The organism is Pseudomonas alcaligenes (assembly GCF_014490745.1).
Taxonomy (GTDB): Bacteria; Pseudomonadota; Gammaproteobacteria; order Pseudomonadales; family Pseudomonadaceae; genus Aquipseudomonas; species Aquipseudomonas alcaligenes_C.
This window is the reverse complement of record NZ_LZEU01000001.1, coordinates 1,679,671-1,705,088: the sequence shown is the minus strand read 5'-3', so window position 1 is coordinate 1,705,088 and position 25,418 is coordinate 1,679,671. Positions and strand designations below refer to the sequence as shown.

Sequence of the window (25,418 nt, the reverse complement as noted above, 5' to 3'; positions counted from 1 at the left end):
GCAGGCCTCAGTGGCTGCGTTCGGTACGCCCGCCGGTACGCGCCAGGTAGCCCGGCCCGCTTTCGCAGAGCAGGCCGTCGCGCTGGATGGCCGGCAAGGCATCCAGGCCCTCGCGCAGGGCATAGGCGGTGAAGCCCAGCTGCGACAGGAGGAACACCGCACTGGCGCTGCGCTTGCCGCTGTCGCAGTAGCACAGGTAGGTCTTGCCCTTGTCCAGCAGGCGGGTCTTCAGCCGCAACAGGTGCAGCGGCATGTTCAGGGTCTGCTGGGCGTGGGAGCGCTCGTACTCGTCCTGCAGGCGCACGTCCAGCCACTGCGCACCGCCGGACAACAGGCGCGCGGCCTCACCGAAAGACACCTCGTCGACCACCGGCGCCTTGAGCAGGGCGAAGAAATCCTGACGATCCAGGCGCAGCACCACGCCCGGCTCGATCAGCGTCACGGTGGCGTTGCGCGGCTGATCGGAGAGCAGCGCCTCCTCGCCGAAACAGGCGCCGACTTCCAGTTCGGCCAGCACCTGGCGCGAGCCTTCGCCACCGCGGAACACCTCGGCGCGGCCGCTCTTGAGGAAGTAGCAGCAGTCGCCGCTCTCGCCTTCCTGCAGAATCCGGCTGCCGGCCGGCAGATCGATCGGGTGCAGGCGTTCGAGCATGGCCTCGACATTGGCCGGCGGCACCTTGGCGAACAGCGGGTTCTCCAGCAGGCGCTCCAGCCACTCGACATCCTCGCCCTTGCCACCCAGCTGCAGCAGCAGATCCTGATAGGCCAGGCGCCAGGTCAGCAGGCGGCTGAGGGTGGCGCTGTCGAGCATCAGCACGCTGACATCGCTCAGCGCCCGCGCCTCGTGCAGGCGCGGCAGGCTCGGCGAAAGCGGATGGCAACTGGCGGCGGTGCCGGCCTGCAGGCGTTCCTCCTGGCCATCGGCACTGCGCAGCAGCAGCTCGCCGGAGAGCAGGTAGTAGGTGCTACGCGCCTGATCCCCCTGACGAAACAGCAGTTGCCCCGCCAGTAGCGGCTGGGGCACCAGCTGGCTGCGCAGCTCGCGCCACTGCTGTTCGGAAAGCACGTTGAGCGGCGTGAAACTGCGCAACTGTTCGGGGTTCAGCGGCTCGATCATCGAAACCAGTCCTTGCATCATTCTTGTTGGCAACTCCGCCCGGGCTCAGGCCCGGGTCTGCCGGCTCGCGGCCATGGCCCGGCGCCCCTGCAGGCCACCGGTGTGCACCAGCAGCAGGCGCGTGCCCCTGGCAAAGTAACCGGCCTGCACCTCGGCGCGCAATGCCAGCAGCGCCTTGCCGGTGTAGACCGGCTCCAGCGGCAGCCCCGCCTGCGCCTCGCTGGCGGTGACGAAGCCGGCCAGTTCGTCATCCAGGCGCGCAAAACCGCCGCGCGCCGCCTCCACCAATCTATAGCCTGCATTGGCGCAACCCGCCTCTTGCAGCAGGGCGCTCAGGTTACTTTCCACGCCATGCCCGGGCGGTACCGCCAGCGCCCCGTACACCGGACGGCGCCCGGCTTCGGCCAGCACCAGCCCGGCCAGGGTAGTGCCGGTACCGGCGGCCAGCCACCAGCCATCGTGGCCATGCCAGCCAAGCGCGGCCAGCTGCACCTCGGCCTGCCCAGCGATGGCCATGCAGGCCCGCGCCGCGGCCAGCCCGCTACCACCCTCAGGCACCGGATACAGCTGCGGGTAGCGCTCGCCCCAGGGCCGCCAGAAATCCGCCTGATGACGGGCGCGGTAGCCGCCATAGCCGAGCCAGTGCAGCTGCATGCCAAAGTCCTGCAGATCGCGGATGGTCGGGGTGTCCTGCGGCTCGCCGCGCAGCAGGCCGGCCGTGGCGAAACCAAAGCGCTGACCGGCGGCAGCCAGGGCATGCAGGTGATTGGAGTGGGCGCCGCCCAGGCTGATCAGGCCCTCGGCGCCGGCAGCAGCGGCCGCCTGCAGGTAAGGTTGCAGCTTGAACCACTTGTTGCCGGAGATCAGCGGATCGAGCAGATCCAGGCGCAGCACCGCCACCTCGACCCCGGCAGCGGCCAGCCAGTCCAGGTGCAGCGGCTGTAGCGGGGCAAGCGGGCTCCAGGCGGGAACCTGCAGCGCCACTAGCTGACGGTACGCAGGCGGCTGCCGGCCTTGTGCCGGGCGCAGCAGTTGGAATCGCCGACCACGAAGCGGCTGGGGGTTTCCACCCGGTCGATGGGCATGGCGCAACGCTCGCCGGACGGCAGGCTGGCCTCGCAGGTGGGCTGCTGGTAGTGACCGAGCCACTGGCGATACTGGGTTTCGGAGACGAAACACTTGGCCGCGGCGTAGCTCATCGGGTTGTCCTGGTAGCGGGCGATGTCCTGCAGCGGGATGGTCAGGTGACCGGCGCCCGGATGGTAGACCACGAACACCACGCCGAGCTTGGACAGGCGCTCGAGGATCTGTTCGCCGCCCTGCCCGGCCAGCTCGTCGCGCTCGTGCTTGAGACGCGCCAGCTCCTGCTGCAGCTGGGTTTCCTGCTCGGCCCGGTAGGCCAGCTCGACATCACGAATGGCCACCTGCTCCTTGTACTCGGCCACCGCCGCCGCCACCTTGGCCTGCAGCTCGCCGCCGAACTGGGTGCGCAGGATATCCGCCTCGGTGCGCCCGTGGCGCTCCAGGGCACGCAGCTGCTGGGACATTTCCTCGCGGGTGCTCTGGAAGTTGTCGACCTGTTCGTCCAGCTGCTGCTTGAGGCTGGTGTTCAGCTCTTCCTGCTGGCGCAGGGCCTGGTGCAGGTTGTGGATCTCCGTCTGCAGCGCGCGTTGACGCTCTTCCATGGCCAGCTTGAGGCGACCCAGCTCCTCGGCGTGCTGGGTACCCAGGGTGCTGATGCGCAGGCGCTGCTGCTTGATCAGCTGGGCGGTCTTCAGGCGGTGTTCCTGTTCCTTCTGCTCGGCCAGCTTCTCGGACGCCTCGCGCGCCGGGTCGGGGGCCTGCCATTTTTCCTCGGCGGCGATCTGCAGGCGCTCGGGCAGCACGGCCGGAGCGTCCTCGACCACCAGCAGGCCCATCTGGTTGCGCTTGATCGTATCGCGCAGCACCGCCAGGTCGTTCTTGCCCGGTGCCAGGCTCGGATCCCACAGGTGCATCTGGTGCCAGGACACCGGGCACTGGCTGCGGCAGGCCAGGCGAATCGGCCCGGCACCGAGATCGGGGCCGCGCCCGGCGTTGTCGGCCAGGTGGCGCAACGGCAGGTTCCAGCCGGAGTCGGCAGCACCCTTTTCGTCGAAGTCGAGGTAGAAGAATACGGCGGCACGCACCAGCAGGCGCGGGTTGATCAGCACGTAGGCCATGCGCATCTGTTCGTCGGCGTACTCGGGCATGTTGACCACACCGTCGAGCAGAGCCTCGAACTCGGGAAACAGCATTTCCTTGCAGATCCCGCGCTCGTTGAAGAACAGCACGGCCTCGACCATCTGCGGTTTGTTCTGCATGCTCATGTTCTTCCTCCGGGCCGGCACGGGTATAGCGCGTGGGACGGTGGCCTGATCGCGGGTGCCGAAAGCGCACCGGGGGCGGAGCCAGCCCTCTGTTCCGAGCAAGTCTAGGGGAAAAAGCGCAGCGGGCAGTGTGATTGGGTTGGCAGTCATCCGCCGCAAAGAAGCGGCGGACAGACGGTGCGGCGAAACTGTGATGGGGTTGGGTGAATCAGCCCTTACGGGCCGCCAGCAGTGGCGCCAGACGCCGACCCATCTCCTCGCCAAGGGCCTGCAGGCCACTCATGGGACGCACCATGACTTCAAACTCGACGATCTTGCCGGCCTCATCGAAGCGGATCATGTCGATGCCCTTGAGCTCGCGCTCGCCAACGCGAGCCGAGAACTCCAGCACCACGCTGAGGCCATCGGCGCTGGCCAGTTCGCGGTGGTAGGCGAAGTCCTGGAACACCTGCAGCACGGTATTGAGGATCAGGTTGACCGCCGGCGCCCCCGGGTACGGGGTGTGCGCCATGGGCGAGCGGAATACCGCCTCGGGGTGCAGCAGCTCGGGGAGCTGGCGCAGATCCTGGGCGGCGATGAACTGGTGCCAGCGCTGCAGGGCGGCAGCTGCGGCGGGGTGCAATTGAGCATCGAGGGACATCGGCTTCTCCTTGTTGTTATCGGGCCATAAAGCAAACGCCCCGCACTAGGCGGGGCGTTGCGTCGACTGCTTACAGCTCGGCGGCGAGGCGCGAGCCCTGGTTGATCGCTCGTTTGGCATCCAGCTCGGCCGCCACGTCGGCGCCGCCGATCAGGTGCACGCTCTGCCCGGCGGCCACCAGGCCCTCGTGCAGCTCGCGCAGCGGATCCTGGCCGGCGCAGACGATCACGGTGTCGACCGGCAGCAGCTGCGGCTCGCCTTCGCCGATGCGGATATGCAGGCCCTGGTCGTCCACCTTCAGGTATTCGACGCTGTTGAGCATCTGCACATTCTTGTTCTTCAGACCGGTGCGATGGATCCAGCCGGTGGTCTTGCCCAGGCCGTCGCCGACCTTGGTTTTCTTGCGCTGCAGCAGGAACACCTCGCGCGCCGCCGGGTGCACTTCGGCCTTGATCCCGGCGATGCCGCCACGGGCTTCCAGAGCGCCGTCGATGCCCCACTCCTTCCAGAACGCGTCGCGGTTCTGGCTGGTGGCCTCGCCGGCATGGGTGATGAACTCGGAGACGTCGAAGCCGATACCGCCGGCGCCGATCACCGCGACCTTCTGGCCGACCGGCTTGCGCTGCAGGATGGCGTCCAGGTAGCTGATCACCTTGGCGTTGTCGATGCCTTCGATGGCCGGGGTACGCGGGGCGATACCGGTAGCCAGGATGATCTCGTCGAAGCCGCCCTTGGCCAGGTCGTCGACGCTGACGCGGGTGTTCAGGCGCAGGTCGACGCCAGTGGTCTCGACCTTCTTCTTGAAGTAGCGCAGGGTCTCGTAGAACTCTTCCTTGCCCGGCACGCGCTTGGCCACGTTGAACTGGCCGCCGATCTCGGCGGAGGCATCGAACAGGGTCACGCTATGGCCACGCTCGGCCGCCACGGTGGCGGCGGACAGGCCCGCCGGGCCGGCACCGACCACGGCGATCTTCTTCACGGTGGTGGTGGGGATGTAGTTCAGCTCGGTCTCGTGGCAGGCACGCGGGTTGACCAGGCAGCTGGTCAGCTTGCCGCCGAAGGTGTGATCCAGGCAGGCCTGGTTGCAGCCGATGCAGGTGTTGATCTCGTCGGCGCGGCCGGCAGCGGCCTTGTTGACGAAGTCCGGGTCGGCGAGGAACGGGCGGGCCATGGACACCATGTCGGCGTCGCCCTCGGCCAGTACCTGCTCGGCCACTTCCGGGGTGTTGATGCGGTTGGTGGTGATCAGCGGGATCGACACTTCGCCCTTGAGCTTGGCGGTGACCTTGGTGAAGGCCGCGCGCGGCACCTTGGTGGCAATGGTCGGGATACGCGCTTCGTGCCAGCCGATACCGGTGTTGATAAGGGTGGCGCCAGCCTTCTCGATGGCCTTGGCCAGCAGGACGATCTCGTCCCAGGTGCTGCCGCCTTCCACCAGGTCGAGCATCGACAGGCGATAGATGATGATGAAATTCGGGCCTACGGCCTCACGCACGCGGCGCACGATCTCCACCGGCAGGCGCATGCGGTTCTCGTAGCTGCCGCCCCAGCGGTCGGTACGCTGGTTGGTGTGGGCGGCGAGGAACTGGTTGATGAAGTAGCCTTCGGAACCCATGATCTCGACGCCGTCGTACTCGGCCTGCTGGGCCAGCACGGAGCAGTTGATGAAGTCCTGGATCTGCTTCTCGATGCCTTCCTCGTCCAGCTCGCGCGGCTTGAACGGGTTGATCGGCGCCTGGATGGCGCTCGGCGCTACCGATTTCGGGCTGTAGGCATAGCGGCCGGCATGCAGGATCTGCATGGCGATCTTGCCGCCTGCTTCGTGCACCGCCTTGGTGACGATCTTGTGCTTCTCGGCTTCCTCGACGGTGGTCAGCTTGGCCGCGCCGGAGTACACACCGCCTTCCTCGTTCGGGCCGATACCGCCGGTGACCATTAGGCCGACGCCACCCCGGGCACGCTCGGCGAAGTAGGCCGCCATGCGCTCGAAGCCACCCGGCTTCTCTTCCAGGCCGGTGTGCATGGAGCCCATCAGGGTGCGGTTCTTCAGGGTGGTGAAGCCGAGATCGAGGGGGGCCAGCAGGTGTGGGTACTGAGCGGTCATGGAGTTCTCCAGAACAGGCGTGTGCAATTCACGGGATGGCGCGGTCTCATCGGAACCGTGCTCGGTTTATGGGGCAGACGATAAAGAGCCATCCAACGCCGCTCAATGATCGAAACTAACAACTTATTGATCAAAAATAGCAGGCTGGCTTGGCAACGGCCGCCACCTTCCCTACCCTGACCATCCCAACCCCAGACCCATTCCTCATGCGCAAGCTGCTGCTCTCCCTGCCCCTCCTGCTGCTGGCCGCCAGCCTCGCCGGCTACGCCTGGTGGACTGCGCAACGCGACAGGCCGCACTACCTCAGCGACCTGCGCAGCGAACTGGTCGGCCCGCCGGCCCCGGCCGGCCACCACGGCAACCTGCTGGGCATCCGCCCGCAGCTCTACCCCAGCGACTACCGCAGCCCCGCCGCCCTGCGCCTGAAACTGGCCGCCAGCCTGAACAAGGCGCGCGACCTCGGCCTGCTGGGCGAGCGTACGGTGGTCGCCCTGCCGGATCAGATCGGCACCTGGCTGCTGCTGCAGGGCGAGAAGGCTGAAGTCTATGCCGCCCGCTCGCTGGACGAAGCCAACCTGCGCCTGGGCCTCAGCCACCCCTGGCTGCTGCTCGGCGGCCATCTGCAGGGCCGCGACCTGGACGAAGCACTGCTGCGCGACAAGGCCACGCAATTGGCCCAGGACTACCAGCAGCTGTTCGCCGGCCTGGCCCGCGAGTACCGGGTCACTCTGCTGGCCGGCTCGTTGCTGCTGCCCCAGCCCAGCCTGGTGGACGGCCGGATTCACGTCGGCGACGGCCCGCTGCACGAGTTCGGCCTGGTCTTCGATGCCCACGGCCAGCCGCTGGGCGAGCCCTACAGCGCCCCCTGGCCGGAAGCTGCCAGCAGCAGCCACAGCTACCAGCTGCCGCTGGCAGACGGCAGCCTGGAAGTAGTGCGCAGCCCCGGCAGCGGCCTGTACCTGACGCCCACCGGCTCGCCACGCGGCCTACAACTGTTCCTGCGCGGCCGCCTGTGGCGCCTGCCGCTGTCCAGCATCGAGCCGACTCCGGGCGCCACTTCGCACAGCGGCGAAGGCGCCGGCAGCCAACTGCTCAACCTGTGGCTGGATCCGGCATGAAAACGCCACGGGTGCGCCTTGGCGATCTCTCGGTGGGCTTCATCCACAGCCTGGTCGACGCCCTGCACGAAGCCGGTCAGGACGGCGACAGCCTGCTCCAGCAGTTCGGCCTGGACGCCGCACGCCTCAGCGAGCCACAGGGACGCCTGTCGATTCCGCGCTACATGCGCCTCGGCCACGCGGCCATCCAGCTCTGTGGCGACCCGGCCCTGGGCCTGGCCATGGGCCGCCTGAGCCAGCTCGGCCAGCTCGGCCTGACCGGCGTCACCGCCGCCCAGGCCCCGACCCTGCGCGAAGCAGCGCGCACCCTGACCCGCTTCGAACCGCTGTATGCCCACAACTACCGCGGCCAGTCGAGCTTCCATGAGGACAGCAAGGGCGCCTGGCTGCGTTTCTATTCGATCAGCCCGTACAACGCCTACAACCGCTTCGTGGTCGACTCGGTGCTGGCCGGCTGGTACAGCCACCTGAGCCAGCTCGGCGGGCAGCCGCTGCGCCCGGAGAAGGTCGAGATCGAATTCCCCGCGCCGCCCTATGCCGAGCGCTACGGCGAGCTGTTCGGCTGCCCGGTGGAGTTCTCCGCCGGCGCCAACCAGCTGCGCCTTGACCAGCCGACCCTGGCCCGTCGCGGCCTGGGCCATTGCCCCAGCACCTGGCAACAGCTGCTGGCGCTATGCAACCAGGAACTGGAACAGCTGACGCGCACGCGCAGCCTGCGCGAACGCATCGCCCGTCTGCTCGGGCCCTTGCTGCACGGCCGGGAGCCGGATCTGGAAGAAGTGGCGGCACGCCTGCAGCTGCCGGTGTGGACGCTGCGGCGCAAGCTGGCGGAAGAAGGGACGCAGTACCGGGCGATTCTCAACGATACCCGGCGCGACTTGGCGATGGCTTACATCAGGGATACCGAACTGGCGTTCGGCGAGATTGCCTATTTGCTCGGCTTCGCTTCGGCGGAAGCCTTTCAGCGCGCCTTCAAGCGCTGGAGCGGGCAGACTCCCGGGGAGTTTCGCCGCAGCCAGCGCCAGCAGGCCGGGTGATCACAGCTCGGTGGCGTCTTCGGCCGGTTCGGCTGGATCGTGTTCGACCGCATGGTATTCCAGCAGCTCTTCTACGTAGTCATCCATTGGACTTCCTCCTGTCTTGACGGTATGGCCTAAACAAAGACCATGCCAACAGCCTGAAGATTCCCGATGACAAAGCGATGACGTAGAAATTTTTTTCCGCCAGATGCGAAAAACCCCCAGCTCTTGCGAGCTGAGGGCTTCTCTAATATGGCGCAGCGGACGGGACTCGAACCCGCGACCCCCGGCGTGACAGGCCGGTATTCTAACCGACTGAACTACCGCTGCGCGTCGGTTCTCACAAGGGCTGGTGGGTGATGACGGGATCGAACCGCCGACCCTCTGCTTGTAAGGCAGATGCTCTCCCGGCTGAGCTAATCACCCGAGTAGCCTTGCGAGGTGGCGAAATTTACGCACCCGACTCACCTAAGTCAACACCCTGCTTGAAGTTTTTTTCAAAAAAGCAGTTTTTCCAGGCTTCGCCAAACTCTTTCCCTGCTGACTGATCAGTCCTTGCACAGCGGCAAACAGCGCCATCCTGGTGCACAAACAGGGGGCCCGCCTGCATCTGGTGAACCTCAGGCGCCACTGCGCAGCAACAGGCGGCTGCTGACCAACCCCTTGTCCGCCCGCTCCAACCCCGCCTCGTCGACTCGCACGCCCTGCTCCTCCAGGCTCACCAGCCAGCGCAACAGCCGCGCGAAGTCGGTCGGCTGCAGGCTGACCTGCACGCCGCCATCGCCCTGGTTGTCCACCCGCTCGATGACCAGCCCCTGGCTGCCGGCACTGGCGGTAAGCAGGCCCTGTAGGGCGGCCGGGTCGAGACTGACCGTCGGCCTACCCTGCCGGCCGCGCACCTGCCCAGCATGCTCCTGCAGGTACTGGTGCAGGCTGCGCTGCTGCTGCAGATGGCTGCGCGCCTGTTCCACCCGCTGTGCCGCCGGCAGCCACAACAGCAGGTAGAGCAGCGCCAGCAGCAGGAACAGGCCGAGCCCGGCCAGCGCCAGGCGGTCGCGTGGCGGCAGGTGCTGCCAGCGACTGGCCAAACCGGAACGCTGCAGAGCGGTCTGCAGCGGCTGAATCAACTGCATCAGGGCACTCATCCGTTACCTCCAATCACCAGGCGGGCGCTGACGCCAGTGTCTTCGCGGCTGGCCGAGCCCATGTCCACCGCCAGGCCGGCCTCCTGCAGGCGCGTGCGCAAACGCTCCAGAGCAGCAAAATCGGTGGCCTGCAGGCTGAACGCCAGATCGCCGCGCTGGGCGCTGAAGTCCAGCTGCTCCACGCGCACCTGCGCGCCCTCGGCATTGATTGCCGCCGCTGCCTGGTCGAGCAGACCCAGCAGCAGGCTCTGCCCGCTGCCTTCGGCGTCGCTCAGATGCTGGTCGAACTGCGCCCGCAGGTTGATCAACTTGTTGTCCTCGGGAAACAGCTCGCGGTACAGCGCTTCGTTGGCACTGGCATAGCGCTGCGCCTCGCGCTCCAGCTGCCAGCCCTGGGCCAGGTTGAAGCCCCACTGCAGCAGCAGCCAGGCGCCGGCCACGGCCAGCAGCGGGCGCCAGCGCTGCAGCGCGCCCGACGACTCGCGGCGGGCAAAAGGCCCCTGGGCCAGGTTGCCCGCCGCCACCTGCTGGGCCAGCCAGACATAGGGCTGGTCGATAACCTGGTAATCCTCGATCGGCGCCGGCGCGGCCTGGCCGGCCACCACATGGGCCTGGCGTGGCAGCGCACATTGGGCCGCCAGCTGTGGCCAGTCCTCCGCCCGCAGGGCCAGGCGCGCCTCGCCGCTGCCGCCAAGCAGCCAGCGCGAGCCCAGGCACAGCAGCTGGCTGCCCTCGCCCGGCAGCAGGTCGGCGTCCACCTCGATACGCTGCGGCGGGTTGTCGCCACACAGTGCCAGCCAGCCGGCCAGCCACTCGCGGCGCACCGCATAGACCCGATGCCGACCGTCGCCCAGGGCCTCGCCGACACTCAGGTGGAACAGCTCGACCTCCTCGGCCAGCAGCTCCTCAACCGCGAACGGCAGCGCCTTGGCCAGCCAGCGCGCCTTGGTGGTGGGCAACGCCACCACGCACTGGCTGACCGCCTCCACTGGCAGCACCAGGCGCCAGGGCTGCTCGTCCGCCGGTAACGCGGCGGCAAACGGCAACTGCTCGCACAGGCCGCCGGCCACCCGCTGCACCGGCAGCTGTGGATCGATGCCGGCACAGGCCTGGGCCGGCAGAAACAGACAAAGCGGACTCATTCCTCTGACTCCTTGGATGCCTCGGAGGGCAGCGGCACCAGGCCGTCCTGCCCGAAATCGCGGGCGGTCACGCGTACGCGCCCATCATTGCCCCGCTGCAGATAGCTGACCAGCACCTGACGACGCTCACCCAGGGTGACCTCGGTGGTGGCGCGGAAGTAGCGGCTACCCACGGTCAGCCCCTGGGGATTGACGTCGTAGGCCGTCAGCGCCTGCAGGAATGCGCTGTTGTCGCGGTAGCCGGTGCGCCCGCGCCCCTCGATCAGCGCCTTCAGAGTGGAGGTTGGAATCCCCTCGCCCAGGCAGGCCAGCACCGGCAGGCTGGCGGTATTGATATTGAGCTCCACCGCCACCGGCAGGGCACTGACGAAGGGCAGCAGGTGCCGGTAGTCGGCCTCGCTCATGCCCAGCAGCAGGCGCAGCTCGGAGACCTCGATGATGCGCCCCGGCCCGGTGCGGTAAGGCGGCTTGAGCAACAGGTACTGGTCATCCTCGGCACCGCCCGAACCGGCGGCCTCCTGGTCGGTGTCCAGCCAGTCCGGCAGGCGCTCGGCGTAGGCCGGGTTGAGCTGCAGCTGCTGCAGCAGACGCCGAAAGCGCAGCAGCGCCAGCTCGCCGGCCTCGCCACCGGCGGCCAGGCTGTTGAGATTGAAGCGCCCGGCCAGATCCTCGATGCGCAGGTGCAGCTCGCCGCCCTCGTCCAGCGGAAAGCTCAGCAGCGGCTTGGCCCAGGCCTCGGCCGGGTGATCGACCTGGACATCGCCGGTCTGCAGGTCGCGGCGCAACAGGGCCTGGGCCAGGCGCTCGCCACCTTCGGCGTAATACTGCGCCTGGCGCACCGCCAGCTGGTTTCCGGTACTGCGGATGGCCAGTTGCTGACGCAGGATCAGGCCGGCGCAGACCACTGTCACCAGCGCCACCACCAGCAGCACGGTGATCAGCGCCACCCCGCGCTGGCGGCTCATGGCGTGCTCTCCTGGTTCTGCTGGTCACCGCCGTCGGTCTGCTCCGTCGGCGACTGCTCGGGCGCCTCCGGCAGGCACCACAGGCGGCGCAGTTCGCCATAGTAGCGATGCTCGATGACCAGCTCGACGGCCTTGGGCAGCTGGGTCAGCGCCTCGTCGCTACTGCTGTTGGCCGGCGGCCAGTTCTGCAGCCAGCGGCCCTCCTCATCGAGAAAGCGCAACTCGTAGCGACGCACGCCGTCGAGCACCTGCTGCACCCGCGGCTGGCTGTCCTGGGCCTGATCCAGCACCGACCAGTAGGCGCGCTGCCAGTGCTCGCCCTCCAGCTGCCAGCGCACCCGTTGCAGGGTCGCGCGCGGCAGGCCGAGCGGGTTGCGCCAGCCGCTGCGGGTAAATTCCAGCTGGCTGTTCTTGCCACTGCTGCCGAGCAGAGCCGGCTGCGCATCGCCGAGGGCATCGCGCACCGGGCGCAAACGCACCTGCAGCAGGTCGCGTTCGAAGGCGGCCATGGCCCGGGTCAGCTCGCGCAGGCGCTGCTCCTGCTGGCGCTGGCCGCGGTCGGCCTGCATCACGCTGTCGAACATGCGGTAGGTGGCCAGCCCGAGCAGGGCGAAAATGGCGATGGCGATCAGCACTTCGAGCAGGGTGAAACCGGCGCTGCGCCTCATGGCTCGACTCCGATGAAACCACTCAGCACCACCAGTGCCTGCTCCTCGATCTTGCCCCGCGCGCCGTGCTCGGGGCGCGGCGCCACCCAGATGGTGACCCGGCGCATCTGCGGCTCGCTGGTGGCCTCCACCTTGCTCTGCCACAGCCAGCGGCGCCCTGCGTAGCTGTCCTCGCCGTTGTCGTTGCCCTCATCCGGCGGCGCTTCGGCCAGCTGCAGCTCCTGCAGGTGGTTGTCGGCCAGCCACAGGGCGAAGGTCTTGTCCTCCAGGCGCGCGGCCGTACGCAGGGCCCGCGAGCTGGCGGCCAGCACGCTGGCAGCGACCACCGCGAAGATGCCCAAGGCGATCAGTACCTCGAGCAGGGTGAAGCCGCGCCCGCGTCTCATCGCTGGCGCCCCGCGGTGGCGCCATCCACGCTCATCTGCGGCTCGCCAAAGCCGTCGCTGGACAGCAGCAGCGCCGGAGCGCCGCGACCGCGAACGGCCAGGCGCAGGTGAAAGGGAGTCAGCTCGCCACTGGAGAGGATCAGCAATTGCGGCACCTTGGCCTTGCCCTCTGCCCCTTCAGCCTCGGGCAGGCCGACGGCCTGCTCGTCCAGTTCCAGCTTGAGCTCGAGCCATTCCGGCATCTCGTGAGCCTTGTCAACCAGCGGCTGCCACTGCTCGCGCAGCGGCTCGTAGCGCAGCACCTGGTAGCTCTGCCGCTCGAAACGCAGGCCGTACTCGCGATTGTCCAGCACCGCCTCGTCGAGCAGCACGCGCAGCAGGCTGCCGAGCCGCTCGGCCTCGTCGTTGAGTTTGCGGGTGGGACTGCTGGCCAGACCGCTGCCGAGCACCACCAGGCCAGTGAGCACGCCGAGCAGCACCAGCACCACCAGCAGCTCGATCAGGGTAAAGCCGCGCGCGCGCTGGCGGCGCGGCAGCAAGACCGCGGGACGAGCGGTGGCGGCAGGCTCATTGAGCATGCGCAATCTCCACCGCCTCAGCCGCCCGGCTCACTGCACGCGCTCACGGCTGCTCAGAGTGCCCAGTTGCCGATATCGGCGTTGTTGCCCTCGCCGCCTTCCTGGCCATCGGCACCGAGCGAATACAGGTCGATCTTGCCGTGGGTGCCGGGTGCCAGGTACAGGTAGGTGTTGCCCCAGGGGTCGACCGGCAGCTTCTTCAGGTAGCCCTCGGGGTTCCAGTTCTTCGCCGCCGGGTTGCCACTGGGTTTCTTCACCAGCGCTTCGAGGCCCTGCTGGGTGCTCGGATAGTTCTGGTTGTCCAACTTGTACATATCCAGCGCCGCACCGATGGCGCGGATATCGTTCTGCGCCACGGTGACCTTGGCCTGATCCGGCCGGCCCATCACCTGCGGCACCACCAGGGCGGCGAGAATGCCGAGAATGACCACCACCACCATGATCTCGATCAAGGTGAAGCCCCCTTGTTTACCCAGCTTGCTCATCGTTTCACCCCACCAGTTGGTTCAAAGACAGAATCGGCAGGAGGATGGCCAGTACGATCACCAGCACCACCGCTCCCATGAATACCAGCATGAACGGCTCGAACAGCCCCACCAGCAGGCCGATGGTGGCCGCCAGGTCGTTCTCCTGATTGCGCGCGGTGCGCGCCAGCATCTGATCCAGTTCGCCGGAGCGCTCGCCGCTGGCGATCATGTGCAGCATCATCGGCGGGAACTGCCGGCTGGCCTCCAGCGCCCGCGACAGGCTGCCGCCCTCGCGCACACGCTGGGTGGCCTGCACCACGTCGCCGCGGATCACCCGGTTGACCACCACCTCGGCGCCAATCGCCAGCGCCTCGACCAGCGGCACGCCGCTGCGCACCAGGATCGCCAGGGTCGAGGCGAAGCGCGCGGTCTCGGTAGAGCGGATCAAGCCACCGACCAGCGGCACCCGCAGCAGGAAGGCATGCCAGCGCTGACGCATGGCCTCCTCGCGCAGGGCGCGGCGGAACAGCAGCACGCCGCCCACCAGCAGCAGGATCAGCAGCCAGCCCCAGGCCTTGGCGAAATCACTGACGGCGATCAGGCCGCGGGTCAGCGCCGGCAGCTGCTGGCCGGAATCGATGAACACCCGCACCACATCCGGCACCACGTAGCCGAGCAGGAAGCCGACGATGCTCAACGAGGCGAGCATCAGGATCAGCGGATAGAGCAGCGCCAGCTGCACCTTCTGCCGTGACTGCTGGCGCTGCTCGGTGTAGTCGGCCAGCTGCTCCAGCACCGGCGCCAGGTGCCCGGCATGCTCGCCGGCGGCCACGGTGGCGCGGTACAGCTCGGGAAACGCGGCGGGAAAGGCCGCCAGGCTGGAAGCCAGGCCATGACCCTCGAGCACCCGGGCGCGCACGGCCAGCAGCATCGACTGGATGCGTGGCTGGCGCGATTGCGCAGCGGCGGCACGCAGCGCCTCCTCGATCGGCAAGGCGGCGCCGATCAGGGTAGCCAGCTGGCGGGTAACCAGGGCCAGGTCGCGCGCCGACAGGCCACGGCGCAGGCCGAGCCCGCCCCCTGCTGCCGGTTCGCGGCTGCGCAGGGCTTCCACCTGCAGCGGCGCCAGCTGTTTGTCGCGCAGCAGCTGGCGTACCTGGCGGGCGCTGTCGGCCTCCAGAACGCCTTTCTGCTGGCGGCCCTTGGCGTCGAGGGCGAGGTATTCGAAGGCGGCCATTAGTCTTCTCTAGTAACGCGCAGCACTTCTTCGAGGGTGGTCACCCCTTCCAGCACCTTGCGCCGGCCGTCCTCGCGGATGCCGGGGCCGAGGCTGCGCGCATGGCGGGTCAGCTCCTGTTCGCCGGCGCCGTTGTGCACCAGGGTGCGCATCTGCTCGTCGAAGATCACCAGCTCGTAGATGCCGGTACGCCCGCGGTAGCCCTGCTGGTGGCATTCGCTGCAACCCTGGGCGTGGTGGATGACCGGTTTGCTCTGTGGGTCGAGGCCAAGCAGCTTGCATTCCGCCTCGTCGGCCGGGCGCGCCTCGCGGCAATGCATGCAGAGCACGCGCACCAGGCGCTGGGCCAGGACTCCGAGCAGGGACGAGGACAGCAGGAACGGCTCGACCCCCATGTCGACCAGGCGGGTGACCGCGCCAACGGCGCTGTTGGTGTGCAGGGTGGACAGCACCAGGTGACCGGTGAGCGAGGCCTGCACGGCGATGTCGGCGGTTTCCTGGTCGCGGATCTCGCCGACCATCACCACGTCCGGATCCTGGCGCAGGATGGCGCGCAGGCCGCGGGCGAAGGTCATCTCCACCCGCGGGTTGACCTGGGTCTGGCCGATGCCTTCGAGGTAGTACTCGATCGGGTCTTCGACGGTGAGGATGTTGCGCGAGCGGTCGTTCAAGGTGACCAGGCCGGCGTACAGGGTGGTGGTCTTGCCCGAGCCGGTGGGGCCGGTGACCAGGATGATGCCGTGGGGCTTGCGCAGGTTGTCGTCGAGCAGGCGGCGGTCGCGCTCGCTCATGCCCAAGTGCGGCAGCGACAGGCGCCCGGCCTGCTTATCCAGCAGACGCAGTACCACCCGCTCGCCGTTGGCCGACGGCAGGGTCGACACGCGGATATCCACTTCGCGGCCGCCGACCTTGAGCGAGATGCGGCCGTCTTGCGGCACGCGCTTCTCGGCAATATCCAGGCGCGCCATGACCTTGACCCGCGAGACCAGCAAGGCCGCCAGCTCGCGGCGTGGCTCGATCACTTCGCGGAGGATGCCATCGACCCGGAAGCGCACAACCAAGCGCTTCTCGAAGGTTTCCAGGTGGATGTCGGAGGCCCCGGCCTTGATCGCCTCGCTCAAGATGGCGTTGATCAGGCGGATGATCGGGGCGTCGTCTTCCTGCTCCAGCAGGTCGCCGGAGTCGGGAGTCAGTTCGGCCAGGCTGGCCAGGTCGAGTTCGGCACCAAGGCCTTCGGCCATCTGCCGCACTTCGGAGGAGTCGCGCTGGTAGGCCAGGGTCAGCTCCTGCTCGAACGCCTCCGGCGCCAACCAGTGCAGCGGCAGCACCCGCCCGACGAAACGCTGGGCCTCCTGCACCGCCTGCAGGCTGGCGCCCTGGCGCACGTGCAGCTGCACCTCGCCCAGCAGCTCGCGCAGGAGCACGCCGTGGCGCTTGGCAAAGGCAAATGGCAGGGAGCGCAAGGCCGGGCCTGCCGGGGCCGCTAGCGCGGCATGGGTATCGGTGGACATGTGCGGGCCCGTTCCTGAAACAGAAGATCCATCTCGCTGTTGTTCTTGTTGTTATGTGGCACGACTGAGGCGCCAAGTTAACGGATTCCGGAGAAAACTGCAGTGCCGATTTCTCAGCTCCGACAAGCGCAGACCCACAGCCTGACAGGCTGCCGTGATGATTGCATGTCGCTCAAACGCACGAACCCCGGCCAGAAGCCGGGGTTCGCGTGGAACTGGGCGGCCAGAGCCGCCGTTTTTTACTTGTCTTCGTTGCGCTGGTGCTTGAAGAACACCCCGCTGTCGCCGAAGGACGAGGCGATCAGCGGTGAGGTCAGCTCCAGTTCACCGATCTTCACCGCGCTGCTGCGCCGCTGGTCGGCGTAGCTGCGGTTGGTCGAGGGGATCAGCGAAGTCTTGATCTCCATCGAGGTGGCGTACACGTCATACAGCTTGGTGCCGCTGGTGAGCGAAGCCAGATCGGTGCGGAAATCGTGCGCCGTGGTGGCGAAGCGGCTGCGCAGCTCGCTCTTCGGCACGAAGTAGATCTGCGTCGGCGCCTTGGGCGTGGCCACGGCCTGTCCGGCCTGAGTCACCTCGGACATGTCATCCAGGCGCAGCAGGGTCGGCTTGAGGCTGACCAGCGAGAACAGCAGGGTGGTGCCCAGGGTGTCGTTGGTTTCCGGCAGGACGTACTGCGACAGCTCGTTGGCGAAGAAGTTGTAGTTGCTGCCCTGCCCGCTCAGGGTGTACAGCGCCGAAACGTTCTGCGACGGCTTGCCGTTGACGAAGGCCTTCCACGCCAGCCCCGGCTGGAAGCCGTTCTTCGCCGGATCACCGGCCACCGACAGACGCAGCAGACCATAGTCGGAGCCCTGGAACAGACCGGTATAGGGATTACCCGCCACCGCGTTGAACTTGACCTTGGCCATCACGCCATTCGGGTGCATGGCCTTCTGATAGCCGACCGGTGCCACGTCGGTGCGCTCCTGCACCTTCTTCCACAGCACCGAGCTGATCAGGCCGCCGACATCCACCGGCGGAATGGCCGGCAGCTGGCCTTCGGCGTACTGGGTACGCAGGGCACCGTTGACCCACAGGTTGTCCTGCTTGCCCTGTGCCGGCCAGTTTTCGTAGTCGGCCGGGATATTCAGGCCCCAGGGTTTAAAGGCGTTCTGCACGCCCACCAGGCTGCTTTCCAGCTGCGGGTTATGCCGCTTGATCACGTCGACCATGGTGGTGTTCTCGACCCAGGCCAGGCCTTCCGGGGTGTAGATCTCCGGGCGGTAGTCCTTGGTGTAGAAACGGTCGGTCATCAGGCGGCGCGAGGCGTTCATGATGAAGATCTGGAAGGCCGTTTCGCCGAAGGCGAAGCCATCCGGACGCACGGTTTCGGCGAGCATACCGACCAGGGTGTCGATCTTCTCGATGTCGTTGCCGTAGATGCGCTTGAGGTTGGCCAGGGTGGTGGCATCGCTGGTCAGGTCTTCGAACTTGGTGATCGGGTTGAGGCCGATCTCGCGACGGAACTCGTTGTAGCGCGGCACGCCACGCTCGCGATCGCGCAGTACGTCGATGGTCGCCAGGTCGATGTTGCCGACCAGCGGAATCGACAGGTTGCGCAGGAAGTTCGGGTAGTTGTTGAGGGTCAGCGAGCCCGGGTTGGTGATACCGAAGGAGTACCACAGGCGATCCGGGTGCTCGCTGGACAGCAGGCTCTCGGCGTCGCGATCACGGGTTTCCGGCAGCGGAATCGAGTGGGCGACCATGTTCGAGCCGATGTCGTAGACATCCACCTTGTCGCGCATCAGCGGGTGCATGCGGTACACCGCGACGAACTCTTCGGTGAGGGTGTAGGGCACGCCGTAGTTGTTCGGGTTGGCCGAACCGACGATACCGGCCAGGGCATGGTCGACGGCCGAGCTGCCGACCTGGTCGCCGCTGATGCCGAGGATGCGCAGCACGAAGGAATTGGAGCTGGCCAGATCCTCCTGCAGCATGCGCGCTTCGGCCTGGTACTTGTCACGATTCGGGCCGGCGCCCAGCAGGCCCCACCAGTTGGCGTACATGGCGCGCTCGGTGACCGGGTTGGCGATCACCGCCGGAGTCCACTCCACGGTATGGATCTTGGCCATCAGCGCGGCGTTGACCAGGCGAGCATGGTCATACAGCCACTGGTCGTTCTTGTCCGGGTACTTCTGCTTGAGCATCGTCGCGATGGCGTTGTGCTCTTTGGTGAACAGTTGGTGCAGCATGCTCAGGCCGACCCACCAGTTCTCGTTGACCCCGGTGACCGGCTTGCCGCTGAACAGATCGGTCGGCAGGCTGCCGTCGGCGTTGATCTTCAGCTTGCCGTCGACGAAGGAACGCACCTTGTCGTTGGTTTCCTTGCTGCTGCCGTACAGCTGCGAACCGTCCCACCAGTGGGTGTTGTGGTTGCGGTAGGTCGCCGGCTTGCCGGCTTCGGCGGCGGTGCGGGTCGGGTCGGCCTGGGTTCGGCGCACGGACAGGCTGCCGGAGCCCAGCACGTCACCGGACGGCAGCGGTACCTGGATCGGGTTGCCTTCGGCGTTGGCGCCGTGGTCGACCCAGTCGTGCACCATGAACTGGATCCACGAGGCGGCGATGAAGTTGAGGCTGGGCGCCGGCTTGAACTCGCCACGGGCCATCAGCACGTTACTGACTTCCCGCGGGTTGGGGCTGAGCAGGGTGTCGGCTTCGGTTTCGCCCTGGGTTACCGCCGGGTTCACGTTGCGCCCGAAGCGCCGGTAGACCGAACCTTCGGCCGGATTGGAGAGGATGTTGCAGGTACCGTCCTCGGTACGCGCCACCTGGCTGCGCGCGTCACAGGTGATGGTGGCATTGGCCGCCGGCAGGTTGTCGACGTCGAACAGATTTTCCTTGAACAGCACATCGCGCTCGATCGCGAGGGTGATCAGGGCGGCATAGATGCCCAAGGTGCCGAGCTTGGTCAAGCTCGGCCACGTGACCCAAACAGACATGGCAGTATCTCCCGATTTTTCTTGTACTAATGACGGTTGCGGCCGGACGCGGCGGCAGGCGGGAGATTAGGAAGTTGTGCTCGCCCCTCCCCCCTCCCCCGGGAGGGGGGAGGCTGCATTGTCGGGGGCGACCGCTCAGTTGCGCGGCTGCATGCTGAGGATGGCTTCGGTGCGGTTGGACAGGTTGAGCTTCGAGTAGATGTTTTTCAGGTGCCACTTGGTGGTGGACAGGGCGATGCCGGTGCTGGCGCTGATCTCGGTATTGGACAGGCCACGCAGCAGGCAGTTGAAGATCTCCGCCTCCTTGTCGGTGAGCAGGCCGAGCAGATCCGGCGCCGAGACCGGCGCCGTGCTCTCGGCGACGAGGAACTCGGCATAGGCCTCGCTGTAGGCCTCCGGCACCTGCAGCAGCCCCGACTGCCAGAGGCCGAACACCGCCTCGGCAAACCCCGGCGCCTCGTCGAACACCGAGCGGTTGATATTGACGATGCCGAAGCGCTCCACCAGCTGCAGCAGGGCCTGCACCTGCTCATCCTGACTCAGCTGCGGCGCGCTCAGCACCAGCAGATTGGCCTCCACCACCAGGGCCCGTGCGCTCATCTCGCTCTGCTGCAGCGACTGCGCCAGCACCTTGAGGATGCGACAGGCGCGCGGTTGCGCGCCACGCTGGGTCAGCCAGTACACCGCCGCCAGGCCATAGCGCTCCCAGCATTCGTCGTAGGGCCGCACCCGCTCCCATTCGCCGGCAGCCAGGCGCTCTTCGATGCCAAAACGCTGGGCCTGCGCCTCGAGGGCCGCCGGGCGGCCGCCGAGAAAGGCCTGGCGCAGGCTTTCCTGGGCCACCTGGCTGGCGAAGCGGGCATAGTTGCCCAGCTGCAGGATGCGCGATAGCTGCTCCAGCAGGCGGCTGGCGCGGGCATGGGACTGACGCCGGTGAAGCAGGCGCGACAGGGTCAGGTGTACGGTGGCGATGGTTTCCGTGGCGGATGACGAAGTGACCACCGCCATCAGGTCTTCGCACAGCTGCTGGGCCGCCGCCAGCTGGTTCTGCTCGTACAAGGCCACCACCATGGCCGTGGCGCGGTTGACCCAGGCCGGCGAGGAGCGCTCGGTGCGCTGGTAGTCCAGGCAGACATCCTTGCGCGCGCTGGTGGCACGCCCGGCGTTGCGGTGACAGAGGGCGATGATCAGATCGGCGTAGCTTTCCAGGAATACCTGGCCGGTCTGCGCCAGCAGCGCCTTGGCTTCCAGCGCCAGCTGGATGGACTGCTGCAGGCGCCCGTGCATCAGGTGGTGGTAGGCCAGGATGGTCAGCGCCAGGGCACGGATGTCCGAGGGCGTGCCGGCCGCCAGCAGGTTCGACCAGCGCTGGCCCGGGTCGAAACACAGGTCGAACTGGAACAGCTCCAGGTTCAGCGCCAGCAGCTCGCGGGTCGGCTCCTCCAGCCCGGCCTGGCCGACGCAGCGCGTCACCAGCTCGTCCAGGCAATAGCGTGCCTGGTGGAAGCGCCGCGACAGGGTCAGGGCATAGATCATCGGCACCAGCAGGCGCGGCTGGCTGCACAGCTCGGTCTCGCTGAGCGGCTCCAGCCACTTCAGCACCTCGCTGAAATGGCCGCTGCGCACCCACTGCTCGCAAGCCTCTTCGAGCATCTGGCAGAACAGCGCCCGGTCGTCGCCGCGCTGGGCATGCTGCAGCGCCGGCTCCAGATCGCCGCGTTGCTTCAGGCACTGCGCCGCGCGCCGGTGCAGGCCGGGCACCAGGTGCGGCTCCTGCACGGCCAGGCGTTTGGCCAGAAAGTCCTGCAGCAGGGCGTGGTAGCGATAGCAGCCGGGCTGGTTGTCCACCGGTAGCAGGAACAGCTCGCGGGCGGCCAGATCCTCCAGCAGCAGGGCCGAGCCGCTGCGCTCGAGCACCTGGTCGCAGAGCGCGCCATCGAAACGCTCGAAAATGGCGCTGCGCAGCAGGAAGTCATGCAGCGGCAGCGGCAGGCGCTTGAACACCACGTGGCCGAAGTAGTCGACGATCTCCGGCTGGCTGCCGTTGAAACGCTGCAGGGCAATGTCGCCAAAGCGCGCGTAGGCCAGCAGCGCCATCTTGACCCCGACCATCCAGCCCTCGGTCATCGCCAGCAGGCTTTCGACGTAGGCGCTGCTCAGCTCGCTGCCGCCAAGATGGACATTGAACTGCTGGATCTGCACCGCGGACAGGCGCAGGTCGTGCTGGTCGATGCACAGCAGCTTGTTTTCCAGTTTCAGGCGACTGAGGGAGAAACCCGGATGGTTGCGGCTCGACAGCACCACCCGCACCGGCCCGTGCAGGCGCTCGAGCATGACCGAGAGCACGTCGAGGATGGTCGGCTGGCTGATGCACTGGAAGTCGTCGAGAACGATGAACAGGCGCTCGTCGATACGGTTCAGCGCATCGGCCAGGTACTCGCCGAGCACCTCCGGCTCCTCGTGCATCTGCGCAGCGAAAGGGTTGAACCAGGACACGTCGAAGTCTTCGACCTGGGCGCGGATGCCTTCGGCCAGGTGGCGGAAGAAGCGCACCGGCTCGTTGTCACGCGCCTGCAGTGGATAATGCATCACACTGCGACGGGCGCAGCTGGCCTGCCAGTGGCTGAGCAGGGTCGACTTGCCGGAGCCGGCCGGAGCCAGCAGCAGGGTCAGGGGGTAATGCTGGCAGCGCCCCAGCAACTCGAGCAGTTCCGCCCGGGCAAAACCGGGTGGAACGGGCAAGGAAGGCTTGCGATCATCCATGGCAGCGCTCCGTCAGGCTTGTTTTTATTGTTGTACGGAAAGCATCTGGCGGCCGATGATAGCGGCTTGGCTCAGGGAAAAGTCGAAACGGGTCACGCTTCCGGCAGCCACGCCGGCAATCGGTCGGCTGCCCCGCGGGGCGTGCTGGACACGCCCACAACAGTGCACTACTGCGCAGATACTCAAGCAGGCGAGCCATGGAAGGGATACTTGCGGTATGGTTGGCGGCGCCCGCGCACGACGGGCCCGGTCAGTACGGCCGTTCGCGGACGTACGCGGCAGATAATAAGAAAGACAGTGGGGGAACAATGCAGTGAGCGCGACAAGCACCCGCCTCGCCGACTGGCTGCGCCGTCATGGCGTCACCGGCCTGTGCATCCTGGCGATCCTGGTCATCACCCACAGTCTGACCCGGCAAACCCTCGCCCACCTGCGTCTGCTGCGTGACAACCAGTCGAGCGCCCCCGCGCCAACCCAGCAAGCGCCCCAGCAAAACCTGTCCCTGCAGCAGCTGCAGGGCCTGTTCGGTACGCCCGCCCGCGCCCGCGGCGACCAGCCCGCCCCACCGACCAACCAGCAGCTGACCCTGTTGGGCAGCTTCGTCAACCCGGACGAGCAGCGCTCCGCCGCCATCATCCAGGTCGCCGGCAACCCGCCCCGGCGCCTGCTGGTCGGCGCCCAGATCAACAGCAGCACGCGCCTGCGCGCCGTGCTGCAGGATCACGTGCTGCTCGAGCGCAACGGCCGCGAGGAAAGCCTGGGCTTCCCCAAGGCGCGGCAGACGGCCGTGCAGCCCTCCTCCGCCAGCTACGAGCCGATGGCGCCGACCGCCGAACAGATCGAGATGCTGCAGAGCGAAGATGTCCAGGCCCTGCAGCAACGCATGCAAACCCTTCAACAACACATGGAAAGTGACGGTAGCGAACCGCCGCAGACCGCCATGCCGGAAGCCGAAGTCAGCCAATGAAGCCTACCAAGCCCCTGCCGCAGAAGCTGCTGCACCGCCCCCTGTTCCTCGCCCTGTGCCTGGCCGCCGGCTGTCTCGGTAGCCCGCTGCCACTGGCGCAGGCCGCCGAGCAACCGCTGCAGGTCAACCAGCAGGGCGACCGCTGGACGATCAACATGAAGGATGCGGACATCCGCGAGTTCATCGACCAGGTGGCGGAGATTTCCGGCGAGACCTTCGTTGTCGACCCGCGGGTGAAAGGCCAGGTCAGCGTGATCTCCAAGACCCCGCTGGGGCTGGACGAGGTCTACCAGCTGTTCCTCTCGGTGATGAGCACCCACGGTTTCAGCGTAATGACCCAGGGCGACCAGGCGCGCATCGTGCCGGTCACCGAGGCCCGCACCGGCGCCAACGACGGCAAGCCGGCCCCCGACGACATCCAGACCGAACTGCTGCAGGTGCAGCACACTCCGGTCAACGAGCTGATTCCGCTGATCCGCCCGCTGGTGCCGCAAAATGGCCACCTGGCTGCGGTGAGCAGCTCCAACGCGCTGATCATCAGCGACCGCCGCGCCAACATCGAGCGCATCCGCGAACTGATCGACCAACTCGATGCCCAGGGCGGCAGCGACTACAACGTGATCAACCTGCAGTACGCCTGGGTGATGGACGCCGCCGAGGCGCTGAACAACTCGATCATGCGCAGCGAGAAGCGTGACGGTGCCGGCACCCGGGTAATCGCCGACGCCCGCACCAACCGCCTGATCATTCTCGGCCCGCCGGCCGCCCGCCAGCGCCTGGCGCAACTGGCCCGCTCGCTGGACATCCCCAGCAGCCGCTCGGCCAACGCCCGGGTGATCCGCCTGCGCTACAGCGATGCCAAGAGCATGGCCGAGACCCTCGGCGACATCTCCGAGGGCCTGAAAGCGCCGGAAAGCGGCGAAAGCACCAGCAGCAAGCCCCAGGACATCCTGATCCGCGCCGACGAGAGCCTCAACGCCCTGGTGCTGCTGGCCGAGCCGGACACCGTGGCCACCCTCGAAGAAATAGTGCGCAACCTCGACGTGCCGCGCGCCCAGGTGATGGTCGAGGCGGCCATCGTCGAAATTTCCGGCGATATCAGCGATGCCCTCGGCGTGCAGTGGGCGGTGGATGCCCGCGGCGGCACCGGCGGCCTCGGCGGGGTCAACTTCAGCAACACCGGGCTGTCGGTCGGCACCGTGCTGCAGGCCATCCAGAAGGGCGAGATCCCCGAGGGCACCACCCTGCCCGACGGCGCCATCATCGGCCTGGGCACCGACGACTTCGGCGTGCTGATTACCGCCCTGTCGGCCAACAGCAAGAGCAACCTGCTGTCCACCCCGAGCCTGCTGACCCTGGACAACCAGAAGGCGGAGATCCTGGTGGGCCAGAACGTGCCGTTCCAGACCGGCTCCTACACCACCGATGCGGCCGGCTCGAGCAACCCCTTCACCACCATCGAGCGCAAGGATATCGGCGTGACCCTCAAGGTCACCCCGCACATCAACGACGGCGCCACCCTGCGCCTGGAGGTGGAGCAGGAGATTTCCTCGATCGCCCCGAGCACCAGCCTCAACTCCCAGGCCGTGGATCTGGTCACCAACAAGCGCTCGATCAAGAGCACCATCCTCGCCGACGACAGCCAGGTCATCGTGCTCGGCGGGCTGATCCAGGACGATGTCACCAGCACCGACTCCAAGGTGCCGCTGCTGGGCGACATTCCGCTGATCGGCCGGCTGTTCCGCTCGACCAAGGACAGCCACGTCAAACGCAACCTGATGGTCTTCCTCAAGCCCACCATCGTGCGCGACAACGCCGGCATGGCGGCGCTTTCCGGCAAGAAATACAGCGATATACGCGTGCTCGGCGACGGCACCCAGGACGCCCTGCTGCCGCCCAACGCGCAGCGCCTGTTCGACGGCCGCAACGGCGCCATCGACCTGCGCCCGGCCAACTGAGGCCGGCAGCCGCGCCAGGCTGGGGCTAGCTGGCCTTCTTCAGCAGGCCGACGATGAACAGCAGCACCAGGGCACCGATCACCGCGGTGACCAGCGAGCCGATCAGCCCGCCACCGGCGGAAACGCCCAGGTAGCTGAACAGGTGGCCGCCGATCACGGCGCCGACTATGCCCACCACCAGGTTGCCGATCAGGCCGAAGCCACCGCCACGCAGCAGCTTGCCGGCTATCCAGCCGGCAATGGCGCCGATGATCAGGAAAAGAATCAGACTCATGGGGTGCTCCGGGCCTTGAGGGAATTCCCC

General features: G+C 67.2%; 21 protein-coding genes and 2 tRNA genes. 4 read left to right on the top strand and 19 right to left on the bottom strand.

Annotated features, from left to right (window positions below; translation table 11 throughout):
* Positions 1 to 7: 7 nt before the first annotated feature.
* From A9179_RS07620 to A9179_RS07600, 5 genes are all read right to left on the bottom strand, one after another.
* A complete protein-coding gene (locus A9179_RS07620) occupies positions 8 to 1,117 on the bottom strand; it encodes a cyclic nucleotide-binding domain-containing protein (RefSeq protein WP_187805221.1) in 1,110 nt (369 codons plus the stop codon).
* Between the two features lie 45 nt (positions 1,118 to 1,162).
* The gene (locus tag A9179_RS07615; RefSeq protein WP_187805220.1) at positions 1,163 to 2,101 is read right to left on the bottom strand and encodes a 1-aminocyclopropane-1-carboxylate deaminase/D-cysteine desulfhydrase; all 939 of its coding nucleotides are present in this window, start codon (positions 2,099 to 2,101) and stop codon (positions 1,163 to 1,165) included.
* Positions 2,101 to 3,465: a chromosome partitioning protein ParA gene (locus A9179_RS07610; RefSeq protein ID WP_187805219.1), complete on the bottom strand. Its 1,365-nt coding sequence runs from the start codon at positions 3,463 to 3,465 to the stop codon at positions 2,101 to 2,103. Before A9179_RS07610 ends, A9179_RS07615 begins: the two co-directional genes overlap by 1 nt.
* A 208-nt stretch (positions 3,466 to 3,673) precedes the next feature.
* On the bottom strand, positions 3,674 to 4,105 hold the full coding sequence (locus A9179_RS07605) for a nuclear transport factor 2 family protein (RefSeq protein WP_187805218.1): 432 nt from the start codon (positions 4,103 to 4,105) through the stop codon (positions 3,674 to 3,676).
* Positions 4,106 to 4,175: 70 nt separating this feature from the next.
* Positions 4,176 to 6,209, bottom strand: a complete 2,034-nt coding sequence (locus A9179_RS07600) for an NADPH-dependent 2,4-dienoyl-CoA reductase (RefSeq protein ID WP_187805217.1) — start codon at positions 6,207 to 6,209, stop codon at positions 4,176 to 4,178.
* Positions 6,210 to 6,415: 206 nt separating this feature from the next.
* Between A9179_RS07600 and A9179_RS07595 the strand changes: the two genes are divergently transcribed.
* Both A9179_RS07595 and A9179_RS07590 read left to right on the top strand, forming a co-directional pair.
* Complete coding sequence (locus A9179_RS07595) at positions 6,416 to 7,327, top strand: hydrolase (RefSeq protein WP_187805216.1); 912 nt, start codon at positions 6,416 to 6,418, stop codon at positions 7,325 to 7,327.
* Complete coding sequence (locus A9179_RS07590; RefSeq protein ID WP_187805215.1) at positions 7,324 to 8,364, top strand: AraC family transcriptional regulator; 1,041 nt, start codon at positions 7,324 to 7,326, stop codon at positions 8,362 to 8,364. The genes A9179_RS07595 and A9179_RS07590 overlap by 4 nt, the downstream gene beginning before the upstream one ends.
* Before the next feature lie 235 nt (positions 8,365 to 8,599).
* Here A9179_RS07590 and A9179_RS07585 read toward each other — a convergent pair.
* From A9179_RS07585 to A9179_RS07525, 13 genes are all read right to left on the bottom strand, one after another.
* A tRNA-Asp gene (locus tag A9179_RS07585) sits at positions 8,600 to 8,676 on the bottom strand.
* Positions 8,677 to 8,696: 20 nt separating this feature from the next.
* Positions 8,697 to 8,772 (bottom strand) — tRNA-Val (locus A9179_RS07580).
* A gap of 194 nt (positions 8,773 to 8,966) precedes the next feature.
* Complete coding sequence (locus tag A9179_RS07575) at positions 8,967 to 9,491, bottom strand: type II secretion system protein M (RefSeq protein ID WP_187805214.1); 525 nt, start codon at positions 9,489 to 9,491, stop codon at positions 8,967 to 8,969.
* Positions 9,488 to 10,633 (bottom strand): type II secretion system protein GspL, encoded by a 1,146-nt coding sequence (gspL, locus tag A9179_RS07570; RefSeq protein ID WP_187805213.1) that lies wholly within the window; start codon positions 10,631 to 10,633, stop codon positions 9,488 to 9,490. The genes A9179_RS07575 and gspL overlap by 4 nt, the downstream gene beginning before the upstream one ends.
* Positions 10,630 to 11,598, bottom strand: coding sequence for a type II secretion system minor pseudopilin GspK (gspK, locus tag A9179_RS07565; protein WP_187805212.1), 969 nt, complete (start codon positions 11,596 to 11,598; stop codon positions 10,630 to 10,632). Before gspK ends, gspL begins: the two co-directional genes overlap by 4 nt.
* A complete protein-coding gene (gene gspJ / locus A9179_RS07560; RefSeq protein ID WP_187805211.1) occupies positions 11,595 to 12,266 on the bottom strand; it encodes a type II secretion system minor pseudopilin GspJ in 672 nt (223 codons plus the stop codon). Before gspJ ends, gspK begins: the two co-directional genes overlap by 4 nt.
* Complete coding sequence (gspI, locus tag A9179_RS07555) at positions 12,263 to 12,652, bottom strand: type II secretion system minor pseudopilin GspI (RefSeq protein ID WP_187805210.1); 390 nt, start codon at positions 12,650 to 12,652, stop codon at positions 12,263 to 12,265. Before gspI ends, gspJ begins: the two co-directional genes overlap by 4 nt.
* Positions 12,649 to 13,230: a type II secretion system minor pseudopilin GspH gene (gene gspH / locus A9179_RS07550; RefSeq protein WP_187805209.1), complete on the bottom strand. Its 582-nt coding sequence runs from the start codon at positions 13,228 to 13,230 to the stop codon at positions 12,649 to 12,651. Before gspH ends, gspI begins: the two co-directional genes overlap by 4 nt.
* A 53-nt stretch (positions 13,231 to 13,283) precedes the next feature.
* A complete protein-coding gene (gspG, locus tag A9179_RS07545; RefSeq protein WP_187805208.1) occupies positions 13,284 to 13,715 on the bottom strand; it encodes a type II secretion system major pseudopilin GspG in 432 nt (143 codons plus the stop codon).
* Positions 13,716 to 13,719: 4 nt separating this feature from the next.
* Positions 13,720 to 14,934 carry a GspF family T2SS innner membrane protein variant XcpS gene (gene xcpS, locus A9179_RS07540; protein ID WP_187805207.1) on the bottom strand — a complete coding sequence of 405 codons (1,215 nt, stop codon included), beginning with the start codon at positions 14,932 to 14,934 and terminating at the stop codon, positions 13,720 to 13,722.
* Positions 14,934 to 16,445 (bottom strand): type II secretion system ATPase GspE, encoded by a 1,512-nt coding sequence (gene gspE / locus A9179_RS07535; RefSeq protein ID WP_187805206.1) that lies wholly within the window; start codon positions 16,443 to 16,445, stop codon positions 14,934 to 14,936. The genes xcpS and gspE overlap by 1 nt, the downstream gene beginning before the upstream one ends.
* A gap of 239 nt (positions 16,446 to 16,684) precedes the next feature.
* Positions 16,685 to 19,426, bottom strand: a complete 2,742-nt coding sequence (locus A9179_RS07530; protein WP_187805205.1) for a peroxidase family protein — start codon at positions 19,424 to 19,426, stop codon at positions 16,685 to 16,687.
* Between the two features lie 135 nt (positions 19,427 to 19,561).
* On the bottom strand, positions 19,562 to 22,189 hold the full coding sequence (locus A9179_RS07525; RefSeq protein WP_187805204.1) for a LuxR C-terminal-related transcriptional regulator: 2,628 nt from the start codon (positions 22,187 to 22,189) through the stop codon (positions 19,562 to 19,564).
* A 313-nt stretch (positions 22,190 to 22,502) separates the two neighbouring features.
* Between A9179_RS07525 and A9179_RS07520 the strand changes: the two genes are divergently transcribed.
* Positions 22,503 to 23,156, top strand: coding sequence for a type II secretion system protein N (locus A9179_RS07520; protein WP_187805203.1), 654 nt, complete (start codon positions 22,503 to 22,505; stop codon positions 23,154 to 23,156).
* Positions 23,153 to 25,114, top strand: a complete 1,962-nt coding sequence (gene gspD, locus A9179_RS07515) for a type II secretion system secretin GspD (protein WP_187805202.1) — start codon at positions 23,153 to 23,155, stop codon at positions 25,112 to 25,114. The genes A9179_RS07520 and gspD overlap by 4 nt, the downstream gene beginning before the upstream one ends.
* Positions 25,115 to 25,139: 25 nt before the next feature.
* Here the strand turns inward: gspD and A9179_RS07510 are convergent, their stop codons facing one another.
* Positions 25,140 to 25,388: a GlsB/YeaQ/YmgE family stress response membrane protein gene (locus tag A9179_RS07510; protein ID WP_187805201.1), complete on the bottom strand. Its 249-nt coding sequence runs from the start codon at positions 25,386 to 25,388 to the stop codon at positions 25,140 to 25,142.
* Positions 25,389 to 25,418 lie beyond the last annotated feature (30 nt).